A 14,730-nucleotide genomic window follows, 5' to 3' on the forward strand; every position below is an offset into this window, starting at 1 on the left:
CTTAGACCGCCGAGCCGTGCAGGGCCTTGCCGCGGCGCAGCCGCGCGGCTTCGATCAGTTCGAAGATTTCACCGGCCCGGACAATGCCAACGGCGGCACCGGCGTCGTCCACCACCACGCCCAGCCCGGAGGGCGAAGACAGCGCTGCGTCGAGGGCACTGCGCAGGCTCTCGCCCCGGCGGTGCAGGGACCCGCCGGGCACCAGCTCGGCCGGAGTTCTCACGTTCTCGCGGCTGGAGCCGGGTACCCAGCCCAGCGGGCGTCCGGCATCGTCAACGGCCAGCGCCCAGCCGCCGAGGACCAGAACGGCGGGGTCGGCCAGGGCGGCCGGGTCCAGGGTCTGGACGGGATGCACGGGCACTCCGGCGCCGGGCTGGAATCCAAGGTGGCGGAAACCTCGGTCCCGTCCCACGAAACCGGCAACAAAGTCATCGACCGGTGCGCGCAGGATCCCTTCCGGGCTGTCGAACTGGGCGAGCCGGCCGCCGACAGCGAAGACTGCCACTTTGTCCCCCAGGACGGTCGCTTCATCGATGTCATGGGTGACGAAAACGATCGTCTTGGCAAGGTCCCGCTGCAGGCGCAGCAGTTCCTGCTGCAGTTCGCTGCGCACCACGGGATCAACGGCGCTGAACGGCTCGTCCATGAGCAGCACGGGAGGATCTGCGGCCAGGGCACGGGCCACGCCGACGCGCTGCTGCTGCCCGCCGGAAAGCTGGGCGGGGTAGCGCTTGCCCATCGCTGATTCCAGGCCAACGACGTCGAGCAGTTCCGCTGCCCGGGCCTTGGCCTGCTTCCGCGGCACACCGTTTAGGCGGGGCACGGTGGCGATGTTGTCCAGGACAGAGCGGTGCGGGAGCAGCCCGGAGGACTGCATGACGTAGCCCATGGACCGGCGCAGGGCCGACGGCGCAATCTGTGAAGCGTCTTTCCCGTCGACGTGGATGGTGCCCGACGTCGGTTCCACCATCCGGTTGATCATCCGCAGCGACGTTGTCTTGCCGCAGCCCGAGGGGCCCACAAAAACGGTGATAGCACCTTTGGCGATGTCCAGGGAGAGCTTGTCCACGGCGGCAGTCTCCGAGTCCGGGTAGGACTTGGTGACGTTGCGGAAGCGGATCATGGGCTCGGCGGAGTCCGGCCGGGCTGCTGCGGCGTCCGGAATCGACATGGCTGCCTCCGTGGTTGGGTGCGACGGGCTCGCATACGGGTGAACAAACGGCAGTATGCTGACAAGCCGTGGAATTAAGCTATGTGCTTCCGTGCCCCGGCGTCCAGCGGATGCACGGGTTACGCGCCTAGCGTAGGGGCGCGGTGCCGCCTTCGGGCGCTGCCGCCAGCAGTTTCAGTGCTGCATCCACCAGCCCCACCCGTTCCAGCCCGGCCACTTCCTCGAGCGGGAACCAGGCCGCTTCGTCGGTGCTGCCCACGGCTTCGCTGACCAGGGTGCCGGAGGTAATCCGGGCCCGGTAAATCACCCGCAGCGCGTGGAGCATCCGGCCCTCACCGCGCATCCGCCGTTCAGCCGGCACAAAATGGCTGTCCACCCCCAGCAGGTTCTCCAGCTCCACCGTGAACCCGGTTTCCTCGCGGACCTCCCGCACGGCGGCTGCCGGGGCGTCCTCCGCGTATTCAAGCCCCCCGCCGGGGAGGGTCCAGGCCGAGTTGCCGTGCTGATTCCAGTGAGCCAGCAGGATCTGCCCGTCCCGGACGATCACAGCGTAGGCGCCTACCCGGACGTCAAAGGGCCGCTCGCTCATGCCGCCTCGCCCTGCAGCAGGTAACGCACGCCGAAGACGGGGTCCTGGCTCAGGAACCGGATGTCGGCCAGTCCCCGGGCAGACAACCCGGCCAGGAGCAGTTCCTGGAGCAGCGGCTGGTGAACGCCGATTCCCCCGCCCACCACCACGGGGCCGCTAATGCCAAGCCGGGCCGCGACGTCGGCCACCAGGGATGCCAGGTCACGTGCGGCGGTGGCGATAATGCTGCGGCTGGGCGCGTGGCCTTCCTGAGCGGCGTCGAACACCACCCGCGCCATGGATGCCCAGTACCGTCGCCCGGTTCCGGCGTGGAACCGGGCGATCAGCGCATCCGGTTCTTCAACGCCCACCGCGAGCAGCAGTTCAGCTGCCAGCCGGTCCGGCTGCTGGCCCAGATCATGCAGGCGCAGGGTGTGGCGCACCGCCTCGCGGCCGATCCAGTAGGCACTGCCTTCGTCGCCGAGCAGGTAACCCCACCCGCCCGAGCGGGCCTGCTCGCCGCCGGGCGTCATTCCCCAGGCCACCGATCCGGTGCCTGCGATGAGCCCGATGCCGTCCGGAGCCTCCCCGGCCGCAAGGATCAGCCGGGTGTCATGCACTACCCTCACGTCGGCCCCGGGCACGTGCTCAAGGATCAGCTCCGCCAGCGCAGCGGCGTCCTCCGGTGTATCCACTCCCCCGGAGCCCGCAATCACCCGGGTCACGCCGTTGGTGCCCAGCGCCGCGAAGATCTCCGCCAGGGCGTGCCGGGCCTGCTCGCGTGAAACGTTCTGCACATTCGCACTGCCGCTGACGGCTTCGGCCGCAACGGCGTGCCCCTCAAGCCGGATTCCATGGGTCTTGCTGCCGCCGATGTCGAGGCCAATAGCAGTTATTGAGGTGGTTGGATCGGGGCTGGATGCGCTGGTGCTCGATTGCATTCCTTTAGCCTACGCAGAGGAGAAGCCACACCGGATATTGTGAGGCATTTTGGCGGCCGGGCTGCCCGGATCAGGCCGTCCGTCCATGCAGGGCACGTTCCAGGAGGGCTTCTGCGGCAGCCAGCCGAAGCTCGGCGTTTGCTTGCCGGTCCAGCTGACCTGCCCGGGCCCCCGGAACAAGACTGAGCGCCACCCCTGCCGCACGGGCGTTCAGCGCCGCAGCGGAACTCCCCGCCTGCGCCGCGGCGGATTCGAATGCCTCGTGGAACACGGAGAGCGCGCCGGGCAGGGCAGATTCGGGGGAAATCCGGGCCAGCACTGCCAGATGCCCAAGAAAACATGCCAGGTCATCGACACGGTGTCCCGGTCCCAGACCGTCCACGTCCAGCACGCCGGTGATTCGGCCATCAGCAGTGAGCAGGTTCCCCTCATAGAAGTCCCCGTGTACGGGCACCACAGGCCCCGGGTCCAGGTCCGCCACCAGGGCTTTGATCTGCTTCGCGGTCCCGTGGACCCGCTTTTGCTGCCCGGGAAGGACACCGCCGGCAGCGCGCCCGTATGCCGGTGCCCGGTCCGCCCACGCCGGCCGGCGCCGCAGTGCCATTGCCGGTTCGGGCAGGTCATCCAGAAGGGCGGTGATTTCTGCCGGCGTGATCCGGCTGGTACCGGCTGCCAGCTCCGGGAGCAGAGGGCTTCCCGGCAGAGCGGCCAGCACGACGGCGCTGCGGCCCTCAGCGCCGGGGATCAGCACGGGTGCGGGGACCGCGGAAGCTTCCAGCAGTTCGTGCCGCCGCCGCAGCCCTTCGGCCTGACCGGGGAGCACGACTTTTATGTAGGCCAGCTCCCCGCCGCTGCGTGCCCGGATGACGGCTCTGCGCAGCGGCCGGTAGCCGGTCACACTCAGGGTGGTCTCCGCGGCGTCCGCTCCGGCGAAGACCTGCTCTGCGATCTCTGAAGGGGACAGCGCCCAGGGCAGGTCCGGCAGCAGCGGGTCGTGCGGATGGAGCCAGAGGAAAAGCGGGACGCCGGCTGCGGAGGTCCGCAGCACGGGTCCCTCCGCTGCAGCCGGCGCCGTCGTGACGCCGGCGTAGAGATTGATCCGGTCTCCCGCTGGGTCAAGGGCAACCACGCGGCAGAGAGCTGTGACGCCTGCCCCGGGACGGTCGAAGGTTCTCTCATGGGACCAGGAGTCCAGTACTAACCGACGTGCGGTGAGCAGTTCTGCCAGTGGAACAGCCAGGGCAGGGCTTTCCAGCAGCGCTCGTTGGGCTGATGCGGCATTTCCGGCACCGGGGTGGCCGCGCTTACCGCCCGGGCCGCCGGTGCGCGGAGTCATGCTTTCTAGGCGCGGCGCCGCTGCAGAACGTCGTCGAGGTTCAGGATGCCCGTTGCGGGGCGCGGTTCAATGGCGGTGCTGCCGGCTGCCGGTGCGGTGACCGGACGGATAGGTGTCTTGAGCACGGGCTTGGGTGAGGCGGGAACCGCCAGCGGAGCCGGCGCCGGACGCGGAGCCACCGGGGCATCCACATACGTCGGCTTCGGAACGGCGACTGGCTGCCAGGAAGAGGCTTCTGCGCTCTTGGCGGCTTCAGCAAGTGCTGCAGCGCGCAGTTCCTCCGCCGTCAGGCGGGGAACGGGCTTGGGTGCCGGAGCAGCGGGCCGGACCGGCCCTGCTTCTTCGGGCAGCTGTGCCCTGCGGACGGCTTCTTCACCGGCGGCGTCAAAGACGGTATCCGCTTTCGGATTGCTGCGCACCGGTGCAGGAGCAGCGGATGCCCGTGTCTGCCGCGCGGCGGCCGCTTCCCTGCGGGCACGGCGGGCACGCTGGTCACGGACAGCAAGGCTGCGGAGAGCGGCGACCGCGGCGACGGCACCAAGTGCCGCTCCGGCCGGAATCCAGCCTGAAACGGCACCAAAAAGAGCAGCGATACCCCCGGCCAGGACGGTCAGGGTGAAGGCAAGCCCCAGGACTGCCAGCGACAGGCGGCCGTAGCGAATCTTCAGGGGTCCGGGAGCGTTAACCGCGGCAGCCTGGCCCGCGGGGCCGGCTCCGGATCCGGAGCTTCCCTTCGGGTGCGGCGTGTGCTGGACGCCGGTGCTGGTGTTGTGCATGGTGTTCCCCTGAGAACTTGGGTCCGGTTCGGTGGCGGCACTGCTGGCTGCGAGGGCGGAGGTGCCTGTTCCTCCCCGGGACGGGGCAGGCACCTGCTTTCCATGCAGGTACTGGGGGGCAACCCACAGCAGCCAGAGCCCGACGGCTGCTGCCAGGACCAGGGAGCTGTTAAGAGGGAAGTCCACAACTACGACCGTATGAGAAAACGGCGGCGGTATCCGGCATTGAGCAGGGTGTGTCGAATCACAGCCGGAGAATGGCTGCGGTCTTCATAACCCGAAGTCAGCGCCCGGATGCCAGCCGGGCAAGCAGCCCGTCCGGGACTTCCTCTGCGGTAAGGGCAAAGCTCAGGTGGTCAGCCCATTTTCCGGCGATGTGAAGGTAGCGCTTCCTCAGTCCTTCCTCCCGGAAACCAAGCTTCTGCACCACCCGCAGGCTCGGCCCGTTCTCCGGCCGGATATTGATTTCCATGCGGTGCAGCCCAAGGACCCTGAAGCAGTGGTCAGTAGCCAGCGCAACGGCAGTGGGAGCGATGCCCCGTCCGGCCCGTGCCTGATCCACCCAGTAGCCCAGGGTCGCCATGCGCCCCGACCCCCAGATGATGGAGGAAACAGTCAGCTGGCCCACGATTGCCGGGGAGCTGCGGAGACCGCCCTGCCGCTCCGTAATCAGGAACGGGAGCGCTGTGTCCTGGCGGGCCTGCTGGTTCAGGCTGCGGACCATCCCGGCATAGGAAGGCAGCGGGCTGCCCGGCAGCGGATTAGTGGCTTCCCACGGCCCGATCCACTCAGCATTCCGGGACCGCACCGAATTCCATTCAGTGCGGTCCCGGTAGCGGATCGGCCGAAGAATGAGGTCGCCGCTTTCCAGCGTCACCGGCCAGATCGCCGACCCCAGCACGTGGCTAGCCTTCGTCGGAGGTGTTGAAGTCCTTCAGCCAGGCACGCAGGTCCGGGCCAAGGTCTTCGCGCTCGGAAGCGAGCGTGACAACGGCCTTGAGGTAGCTCAGCTTGTCACCCGTGTCGTAGCGGCGGCCGCGGAAGACGACGCCGTAGACGCCGCCGCCCTCACCCTCGGTGCCGGCCAGGGTCTGGAGGGCATCGGTAAGCTGGATTTCTCCGCCGCGGCCGGGGCCGGTTTCTTCGAGCACGCCGAAAACGGAGGGGTGCAGCACGTAGCGGCCAATGACGGCGAGGTTCGACGGCGCATCCGCGGCGTCCGGCTTCTCGACCAGCTTGTTGACGCGGACGTAGTCTTCGCCCTCGATGACCGAGATGTCGGCGCAGCCGTAGGCGCTGATCTGGTCAGGCTCCACCTCAATAAGGGCAACAACGGAGCCGCCGGTCTTAGCCTGGACCTCCACCATTGTCTCCAGCAGCGGGTCACGGGCATCGATCAGGTCATCACCGAGCAGGACGGCAAACGGGTCATCGCCGATGTGCAGCTTGGCGCGCAGCACGGCGTGGCCCAGTCCCTTGGGGTCTCCCTGGCGCAGGTAGTGGATTTCGCCCAGTTCGGACGACTCGCGGACCAGGGCCAGCTTCTCGTCGTCGCCCTTGTCCTTCAGAGTCTGTTCGATGAAGGGAACCCGGTCGAAGTGGTCTTCGAGGGAACGCTTGTTCCGGCCCGTGATCATCAGGATGTCGGGCATGCCCGCGTTGACGGCTTCTTCGACGACGTACTGGATGGCAGGCTTGTCCACCACCGGAAGCATTTCCTTTGGCATGGCCTTGGTGGCCGGAAGGAAGCGCGTACCCAGGCCGGCGGCGGGAATTACGGCTTTGGTGATCTTAGGGCGTGTGGTCATGACGGTAAGAGTACCTAAGTGAACGCTAAGCACGCCAAATGCAGCGCCGCTGAGGGCACAATGGATTCATGAGCGGCGAAACAAAAGAGCAGGTGCGTGCCAGGTTCAAGCAGCAGCGGCGGGACATGCACCGGCCGGCGCCGGAGCCGCTGGCCGCTGCCGCCGAGCCGCTGCTGCGTGCCCTGAAACCGGGGTCCCTGGTCAGCTGCTATCTCTCTGCCGGGAGTGAACCGGATACCTCAGCCCTTCTCTCTGCCCTGCATTCGGCCGGACACACTGTAGTGGTGCCCGTCTGCGAGCCCGGATACCAGCTCTCCTGGTGCCCCTGGACGCCTGGAACCCCGCTGGTCCCGGGCCTGTTTCCGGGCATCCCTGAACCCGAAGGCCCGCGCTGGGACCTGGCCCGGGTACTCGGGCTGGACCTGCTCCTCATCCCGGCGCTGGCAGTCGCCGAGGACGGCACCCGGATGGGCAAAGGGGGCGGTTATTACGACCGTTTCCTGACGCAGTACCGCGCCGGCGGCGGGACAGCACCGGTGGTGGCCGTCGTTCACGATCATGAACTCACAGCGCCGGGCACCCTCCCGGCCGATGCACTGGACGTACCTGTGGACGGGGTGCTGCGCCCGGCTGGGTATATGCCGGTGACCGGCCGCGAGGTGTATACTTAGCACTCTAGGCCGCAGAGTGCCAACCCAGCCCGCCCGGGCTGCGGAAACGACACTGCTGAGGCCTTCCTTTCGCCCTTCAGGAGGAGTAAGAGTGCCCACGTATGCCTATGCCTGCAAGGATTGCGGCCACGCGTTCGATATCCAGCAGTCCTTCACCGATGACAGCCTCACCGTGTGCCCCGAGTGCGGAGGCAACCTGCGCAAGAAGTTCAACAGCGTAGGTGTGGTCTTCAAGGGCTCCGGCTTTTACCGCACCGATTCACGTGACGCAGCTTCCACCGTTCCGGCCGCCCCTTCGAAGGACGCCTCCAAGGACGCCCCCGCCAAGGAAAGCACCGCCAAGGCTGCACCGGCATCCGCATCCTCGTCCGCGGCACCCGCAGCAGCTGCCAGCTGACCGGACCCCGCCGCCGCTAAGCAAGACTCAGCAAGGCGCCCCGCTCCTCCACAGGAGGCCGGGGCGCCTTTTCTGTACCCACCGGTTCCGCGGATCCGGCAGCCGGGGCGGATGCCCGGAGGATGCTGGGGGCATGTTCACTGCACTGCGGCTTGGCCGCGCCGCCAGAAAGCATGGCCGGGGCCGGCCGAACCCCGCGGCTGTGAACCGCACCGTGCCTTCTTCCCGCAGCCAGAACGGGCGCGGGCGTCGGCTCAGGTTTTTTATCCGCAGGCGCCGGCTGCTGGCCGGGCTGGCTGCGGCCGCCGCCGCGGGAATCACGGTCCAGGCACTGCTGCCCGCCGAACCACCCACCACGGCTGCGGCTGCTGCGGCCCGGGATCTGCCTGCGGGACACATTCTGTCGCATCAGGATCTCCGCCGGGCCCGGATTCCGGCGGATACCCTTCCGCCCGGCGCAGTTGCGGACATCCCGCTGGCAGTCGGTGAGCAGCTGGCCGTACCGCTTCCCGAAGGCACCGTGCTCACCGGGAACGTTCTGGTGGGCGAGGGCATGCTCACCGGAGCACCGGACGGTTCGGCAGCAGTTCCCCTGCGGCCTGCAGACCCTGCAGCGGCCGGGCTTCTCTCGCCGGGCATCCTGGTGGATGTGGTGGTGGCCCCGGATGAAGGGTTCGACGGAGAATCCGGACAGGCGGCGGTCCTGGCGGCCGGGGTGCCGGTGCTCTGGGTGACAGGCAGTACCGGTACCCGGGGCCCCTGGCCCGGAGCTGACTCGGGGCAGGCTGGGGAACAGCTGGTGGTGGTGGCAGCCCAGCGGGCAGATGCTGCTGCGCTCGCCGTCGCCTCAGTGCGGAAGCAGGTTTATCTGGTTCCCAGCGGCACGCAGCCGCCGTGAGAATGCCTGCCGCAGGCTAGCCCCAGTGGGGCGGACGCTGCTCACGCAGCCAGGCTGAGGTGTCCTCCGGGGAATCGCCCCAGGCACGAGGGTCATCTTCTCCGGCCGTCTGCGGCAGGATCCCGGTTCCCCGTCTTCCAGGACCCGCGCCTGACGGCGGGTTCGTTCCGGTTCGGGTGTCCGGGGTGTCCGCTGCAGGGTGCCCGCCGGTATGCCGGCCTCCCGGCCCGCCGTCCGAAGGCCGGTCCGCTCCGGCGGCGGTTTCTGATTCCGAGCCGGACCCGCGGGATGGTTCAGGCGCCGCGGCCGGAGCGGTATGCAGCAGTTCTGCTGCCTGCCTCAGCCGCGTGGGTGCCGATGTGCTGCGCCGCGGCCGCCTTTTGCCGGTCACCGGGGACGTTCCCGTTTGGGTGGATCCGGCTTCCGGCGGGACGGCATTTCCGCTGCCCGCGCCCGCTGCGGCCCCGTCAGTGGATGGGGCGTCCGGTTCAGGGCTGGTGTTCTGTTCCTGGCTCATGTTCTTTGTCGATTCCACCGGCTGCTGCCGCAGCGGCTGCCGCGGCGCGGATGGCCGGGTTGGGTTGTTCCTCTGAGCGCGGACGGATCCGGGTACTGCCGTGCGGCACCACTGTGGCCTGCGCGGGCGCCGGACGGGCTTCACGGATGGGTTCGGGCTCAGGGTCGGCTGCCGGCAGGCCCAGGTAGCGGCCCACCAGGTCAGCACAGGCTGCCGGGTCGGTGAAGACCTCGATGGTCCACAGCGGCATGTAGCGCCAGCCGAGCCTCTCCAGGAGCTGCGGGCGCAGCCGGCTGCGTTCGCGCACGCTCATGCTGCGGTAACGCGCCGTGCCGTCTGATTCGATGGCCATGGGAACGGCAGGGTCCGCATCCGCAGACCGGCGCACGGTGGCAACAATGTCAATCACGTCGTCGTAGTGGTCCCAGACCTCCGCACCGCGGGACCGCAGCCGGCCCACCAGGTCCGCGACCAGCGGGTCGTCTGCCATGATCGAGTTTCCGGCCGGGCGTTCCTTTGCTGCTTCGGCGGGGCGGGCATCAAGCTCTCGCACCAGAAGGCGGTAGAAGTCCAGGGCACCGTGCCCCAGCCTTGACTCGTCAAGGTCGGAGGGCTGGAAACAGGTCAAGACGTGGAGACGATGGCGGGCACGGGTCATAGCGTTGACGAACCGTCCCCGGCCGCCCGGCTCCGAGAGCAGGCCGAAGTTATGCAGGGCACGGCCGTGCGGGGTGCGGCCAAAGCCGAGTGAGAAGATCACGGCATCGCGGACCAGGCCGGCGGCGCGGTCCGCCGGGACTACCCGGAAGGATTCTGCACCGGGGGCGAAGAAATCCGCCGCCCACGGGAAGTTGGCCATCTGGACCCGGATAGCCTCCGCAACCCGTACAGCATGCCGCGGGCTTGCGGTGATGACTGCCAGCGACTGGCTGGGCCGGCGCCGGACGTGTTCAAAGACCAGGTCAACTACCCGGTTGACCTCTGCCGAGACGCTTTCCACGCCCTCCTGATCGGCACTGGGCATGCCGGTTCCGTCAGCAAGGTATTCCACGGTGAGCGGCCGTTCCCCGGTAGCTACTTCGTCTCCGCGGGGCACCCAGGACAGGCGTCCCTCATAGAACTCGTCGCTGAGCTGCTTGAGCAGGTGCTTGTCCGTACCGCGGTAGACCGTGGAGAGGCTGCGGACGGGCAGGATGCGGGAGAGCGCGGCGAAGGCACTGGGCAGTTCATCGTCGGCTGTTCCGGCCTCGGAGCGCTGGACATTGATGGTGAAGGGCCGGGGTCCGCCGAGGTTTCCGTCACCGAAGGCGATCACCTGTTCCGCGCGGGCAATCGCCGGCACCGCTGCCTGCAGGCTCATGGACTCCGCGTCCAGGATGATGACGGCGTCGAAGCGCCGGGATCCCGGAAGCATCATGGGCAGCAGCAGCGGGCTGGCAGCCCAGACGGGCAGCAGCGAAGCCACAAGCTCATCGGACTGGCCGGAAAGTGAGTCCACCGTGAGCGGACCCGTCTTGATGACGTCTCGCAGCCGTGCGGCATCCTTGGGACGGGACTTGATGCCTTCACGCCAGCGCCGCGCCAGTTCCCAGCGCAGCCGGGACGCACCGGAGGCAATGTGTGCGTTGTCTGCCAGACGGTACTCTGCTTCGAGCCGGCGCAGGCTGTCGCCGTCGGACATCGCCAGGTAATCATCGCCGCTGATCATGGCTTCCAGGGCGGACTGCCACCAGGCCAGCTCCAGTTCGTAGCCGACCTGGCGCGGGGTCACTTCGCGTTCTTCGAGGTCGTCCAGCAGCTCACCGAGGCCCTGCCCCCGCATCTCATCCACCAGGAGGGTCCGTTCGGGCAGGGTCTCCAGGGTTTCCTTGTCCCCGGCGAGGGCCCGCAGCTTCTTCTCCAGGTCATCCAGCGACTGCGCTGCCAGGTCCGGCTTGTCCGGGGTTCCGGCGAGTATTCGGGTCAGCTCGTCCAGCTGGTTCTTGACCTCAAGGTACGTCCGGTTCAGGTCGGCCAGGCCGGTCGGAACCGACGGGTGGCGCTGGGTGGTGGCGTAGCGCGTCCAGATGCCGCGCTGCTGCTGCACCTGTACCAGCGAGGTGTGGAGGTCGGAAATGTGCACGCCCGGACGGATGTACTCCTTCGCCACCCGGCGCAGGCGGGAACGGGTCATGGAACTCATGTCCACCCCGTGCTCACGCCGCCAGGAAGATGATGCGGTAGCGGAGATCAGGTCGGTAACCGGCCGGTCAAAGATATCCGGAGTGAACTTGTCCAGGCTTTCGCGGACGGCAACCAGCAGCTGCAGCTGTTCACCCCACTGGGCGAAGGTCTCCCCCAGCCGGATCTGGGAGTGCTCGGCAACTTCCTGTACCCGGGCACGCAGCCGGGGCAGCGCCTCGGCCAGCTCCTCGGTGAGTTTGTGGGCTGCCTCGGTTTCCTTGCGGTTCAGCAGCTTGGCCCCGAACCAGGGGCTCGAAACAGCTGCCCGCGAGAAGCTGCCCAGCTCCGCGGCCCGCCGCAGGCGCCCGGTCAGTTCCGTGCGGTCCGTGATGCTGTCCAGCACACTGCGCTTCAGCCGCACGGTAGTGGCCGGCGCAGGTGAAAGCGAGGTGAGCTCGGCGAGGGACTGCATTGCCTGGTACGGCGAGCATCCCCAGCGCTGACGGACGTTGTGCAGGGACTTAACGTGGTCGCGCAGCTGGTGGCGGCTCTCCTGCAGGACCTTGTGCAGGTTCCCCAGGTTCGGCTCGGCAGCCTTTTCGCTGCGCACGATCGCCCGGACGAGGCGGTCCCGCAGTGCTTCTTCGCTCAGCCCGGCGCCGAGCTGCAGCACCAGGGACCCCAGGTTCAGGCTGTCCAGGGCGGAGACGAACTCGTTCAGCGTGCCGCGGCGCTCAGCGACCACCAGCACGGATTTACCCGCGTTAACCAGTGCGGCGGCAGCGTTCACGGCAGTCTGGGTCTGGCCGGTTCCGGGGGGCGCCGACACCACAAGGGACGTTCCTGCCCCTGCCAGGTCCAGTACGTCCTGCTGCTCACGGTCCGCGTCCATGACCAGGAGCTCATCGGCCGGTGCGCGGTCATCAAGCGGCGGAAGTCCGGGATCGGCGGGTTCCGGCACGGCCGTACTGCCGCCAACTGCTGCGTCCATCAGGGCGCGCAGGACCGGATGGGAGGGATCCAGCGCAGTATCCTCGGCAAGGTCCGGGAGGTCAGCGAAGGTGGAGACCAGCAGGCGGTGTTCGATGTTCATGCCGCGGACCCCTTCCGTGAGGCCGCGGAGGCGTTCCAGGACCGGGTGCGGATCGAAGCGTGCCGTACCGTACGCCAGGCGTGCCAGGGAGTCGGCGTCGACGTCGAGCCCCTGCTGGTTTTCCAGGTGGCGGATCAGCGCAGGGTTGAGCTCGGCCTTGCCGGTGAGCTGGAGTTCGTAGTCGTCCTGCGAGGCGTGAACTGTGAGGCTGACGGCGGTGAGCATCACCGGTGCCGTGAGGGATTCGGGGCGCACGGCTTCATCGGAGGCATAGCGCCAGGAAGCAGTCCCGGCAGCGAGGTAGCCGACGTCGATGCCCCGGTCAGATCCCAGTTCGTAGATCTTGGCGCGCAGCGAGCGGGCTGCGCGCATTGCGGTGCGGTAGTGCTCCGCGTCGCGGAGCAGGGTTGAGAGCCTGGTCCGGCGTCCGGCCAGCAGCTGGGCCAGGCCGGAGGGGTGTGCGTGGGTCAGGTCGATGCTGTTCTCCGGCGTGACCGTGAAATGCAGCAGCGTGTCCGAACCGGCGTGCTGGCCCAGTCCGGCCAGCCACGGCAGCAGGAAGTCCGAGGCGCTGTCCCCGGGATTCTGCTCAGACACTGATGCCCTCTTTCCTGCACTTCCGCGCGACGATCTCGACCAAACTGGCATACCTTCCAAGCTATCGTCAATTAGGCGAATAGCTCCGGATAGCAACGCGGGGGACGGCTCTTCAGCCGTCCCCCGCGCCCTATGATGCTACTCCCACTCGATGGTTCCCGGGGGCTTGCTGGTTACGTCCAGCACCACCCGGTTAACGCCGTCCACCTCGTTGGTGATTCGGTTGGAGATCCGTGCGAGCAGGTCGTACGGAAGCCGGGACCAGTCAGCGGTCATGGCGTCCTCACTGGACACCGGACGCAGGACGATCGGGTGGCCGTAGGTGCGGCCGTCGCCCTGAACGCCCACGCTGCGGACGTCAGCCAGGAGCACAACCGGCATCTGCCAGACTTCCTCATCCAGGCCGGCCGCGGTGAGCTCCGCACGGGCGATCGCGTCTGCACGGCGCAGCAGGTCCAGGCGGCCCTTGGTAACTTCACCGATGATGCGGATGCCCAGTCCGGGACCGGGGAACGGCTGGCGGCCGACGATCTCCGCCGGCAGGCCGAGTTCGCGCCCAACGGCACGGACTTCGTCCTTGAACAGCAGGCGCAGGGGCTCTACCAGTTCGAACTGCATGTCCTCGGGAAGGCCGCCCACATTGTGGTGGCTCTTGATGTTCGCTGCGCCTTCGCCGCCGCCGGATTCGACGACGTCCGGGTACAGCGTGCCCTGGACGAGGAAGCGGATCGGCTCCCCTGCCGCGTTGGCTTCGGCCATGATGGCGCGTTCGGCTTCTTCGAATGCGCGGATGAATTCGCGGCCGATGATTTTGCGCTTCGTTTCCGGGTCGGTGACGCCGGCAAGGGCGCTCAGGAAGCGTTCCTGCTCATTGGCAACGTAGAGGTTGACGCCGGTGGCGGCGACGAAATCGCGCTCAACCTGCTCTGCTTCGCCTTCGCGCAGCAGTCCGTGGTCAACGAAGACACAGGTGAGCTGGTCGCCGACGGCGCGCTGCACCAGGGCGGCAGCCACCGCGGAGTCAACGCCGCCGGACAGGCCGCAGATCACGCGGGAGGAACCGATCTGTTCACGGATCCGTTCGACCTGCTCTTCGACGATGTTGCCGGTGGTCCAGCTGCGGTCCAGCCGGGCGCCCTTGAACAGGAAGTTTTCCAGCACCTGCTGGCCGTGGGCCGAGTGCTTCACTTCCGGGTGCCACTGGACACCGTAAAGCTGCTTCTCTTCGTTCGCGAAGGCGGCTACGGGGGCGCCGGCGGTGCTGGCGAGGACCTCGAAGCCCTCGGGAGCTTCGTGGACGCTGTCGCCGTGGCTCATCCAGGTGTTCTGGTGCTCGGGGGTTCCCTCGAGGATGGAACGGGAGCCGTTTACTGCGGCGGCGTCCGTGGAACCGTATTCGCGCATGCCGGTCTTGGCGACCTTGCCGCCGAGGGCTGCTGCCATGGCCTGGAAGCCGTAGCAGATACCGAAAACCGGAACACCTGCGTCGAACAGTGCGGGATCCACCTTCGGTGCGCCTTCGGCGTACACGCTGGAGGGTCCGCCGGAGAGGATGATCGCGGCGGGGTTCTTGGCCAGGAGTTCCTGGGTGCTGTAGGTGTGCGGCACGACCTCGGAGTAAACGTCGGCTTCGCGTACGCGCCGGGCAATCAGCTGGGCGTACTGGGCACCGTAGTCCACAACCAGGACGGGGCGCTCTTCAATGGGAGCAGTCGCGGGATTAGTCACGGTTTCAAGGATAGTCGCCCGGGCCCGCCGCCTGCACATTGTGCAGGTTGCAGGCGGTGAGGCGAT

Annotated in this window: 13 protein-coding genes; 3 read left to right on the forward strand and 10 right to left on the reverse strand. The window is 67.8% G+C overall.

Features of this window, described 5'->3' with window-relative positions; genetic code table 11:
- Nucleotide 1: 1 nt before the first annotated feature.
- The 7 genes from ACWGQ2_RS04160 to galU form a co-directional block, all read right to left on the reverse strand.
- A complete protein-coding gene (locus ACWGQ2_RS04160) occupies nt 2-1,171 on the reverse strand; it encodes an ABC transporter ATP-binding protein (protein WP_452014663.1) in 1,170 nt (389 codons plus the stop codon).
- Between the two features lie 127 nt (nt 1,172-1,298).
- Entirely contained in the window at nt 1,299-1,760 is a 462-nt protein-coding gene (locus ACWGQ2_RS04165) for an NUDIX hydrolase (RefSeq protein ID WP_452014665.1), read from the reverse strand.
- On the reverse strand, nt 1,757-2,680 hold the full coding sequence (locus tag ACWGQ2_RS04170; protein ID WP_452014667.1) for an N-acetylglucosamine kinase: 924 nt from the start codon (nt 2,678-2,680) through the stop codon (nt 1,757-1,759). Before ACWGQ2_RS04170 ends, ACWGQ2_RS04165 begins: the two co-directional genes overlap by 4 nt.
- A gap of 70 nt (nt 2,681-2,750) precedes the next feature.
- Nucleotides 2,751-4,016 (reverse strand): phosphotransferase, encoded by a 1,266-nt coding sequence (locus ACWGQ2_RS04175; RefSeq protein ID WP_452014669.1) that lies wholly within the window; start codon nt 4,014-4,016, stop codon nt 2,751-2,753.
- Between the two features lie 5 nt (nt 4,017-4,021).
- Nucleotides 4,022-4,978, reverse strand: coding sequence for a hypothetical protein (locus tag ACWGQ2_RS04180; protein ID WP_452014671.1), 957 nt, complete (start codon nt 4,976-4,978; stop codon nt 4,022-4,024).
- 97 nt (nt 4,979-5,075) lie between these two features.
- A complete protein-coding gene (locus ACWGQ2_RS04185; protein ID WP_452014673.1) occupies nt 5,076-5,693 on the reverse strand; it encodes a GNAT family N-acetyltransferase in 618 nt (205 codons plus the stop codon).
- A gap of 4 nt (nt 5,694-5,697) precedes the next feature.
- Nucleotides 5,698-6,600 (reverse strand): UTP--glucose-1-phosphate uridylyltransferase GalU, encoded by a 903-nt coding sequence (galU, locus tag ACWGQ2_RS04190; RefSeq protein WP_452014675.1) that lies wholly within the window; start codon nt 6,598-6,600, stop codon nt 5,698-5,700.
- Nucleotides 6,601-6,668: 68 nt separating this feature from the next.
- Here galU and ACWGQ2_RS04195 point away from each other — a divergent pair, with 68 nt between their 5' ends.
- The 3 genes from ACWGQ2_RS04195 to ACWGQ2_RS04205 all read left to right on the forward strand — a co-directional run bounded on the left by ACWGQ2_RS04195 (nt 6,669) and on the right by ACWGQ2_RS04205 (nt 8,566).
- On the forward strand, nt 6,669-7,271 hold the full coding sequence (locus tag ACWGQ2_RS04195; RefSeq protein ID WP_452014677.1) for a 5-formyltetrahydrofolate cyclo-ligase: 603 nt from the start codon (nt 6,669-6,671) through the stop codon (nt 7,269-7,271).
- Nucleotides 7,272-7,362: 91 nt separating this feature from the next.
- Entirely contained in the window at nt 7,363-7,668 is a 306-nt protein-coding gene (locus ACWGQ2_RS04200) for an FmdB family zinc ribbon protein (RefSeq protein WP_452014679.1), read from the forward strand.
- Nucleotides 7,669-7,801: 133 nt separating this feature from the next.
- Complete coding sequence (locus ACWGQ2_RS04205; RefSeq protein WP_452014681.1) at nt 7,802-8,566, forward strand: RcpC/CpaB family pilus assembly protein; 765 nt, start codon at nt 7,802-7,804, stop codon at nt 8,564-8,566.
- Nucleotides 8,567-8,582: 16 nt separating this feature from the next.
- Here ACWGQ2_RS04205 and ACWGQ2_RS04210 read toward each other — a convergent pair whose 3' ends face one another.
- The 3 genes from ACWGQ2_RS04210 to guaA all read right to left on the reverse strand — a co-directional run bounded on the left by ACWGQ2_RS04210 (nt 8,583) and on the right by guaA (nt 14,664).
- Complete coding sequence (locus tag ACWGQ2_RS04210; RefSeq protein WP_452014683.1) at nt 8,583-9,083, reverse strand: hypothetical protein; 501 nt, start codon at nt 9,081-9,083, stop codon at nt 8,583-8,585.
- The gene (locus ACWGQ2_RS04215) at nt 9,055-12,987 is read right to left on the reverse strand and encodes an AAA family ATPase (RefSeq protein ID WP_452014685.1); all 3,933 of its coding nucleotides are present in this window, start codon (nt 12,985-12,987) and stop codon (nt 9,055-9,057) included. The genes ACWGQ2_RS04210 and ACWGQ2_RS04215 overlap by 29 nt, the downstream gene beginning before the upstream one ends.
- 87 nt (nt 12,988-13,074) lie before the next feature.
- Nucleotides 13,075-14,664, reverse strand: a complete 1,590-nt coding sequence (guaA, locus tag ACWGQ2_RS04220) for a glutamine-hydrolyzing GMP synthase (RefSeq protein ID WP_452014687.1) — start codon at nt 14,662-14,664, stop codon at nt 13,075-13,077.
- Nucleotides 14,665-14,730 lie beyond the last annotated feature (66 nt).

It is taken from the genome of Arthrobacter sp. NPDC055585 (assembly GCF_053619115.1).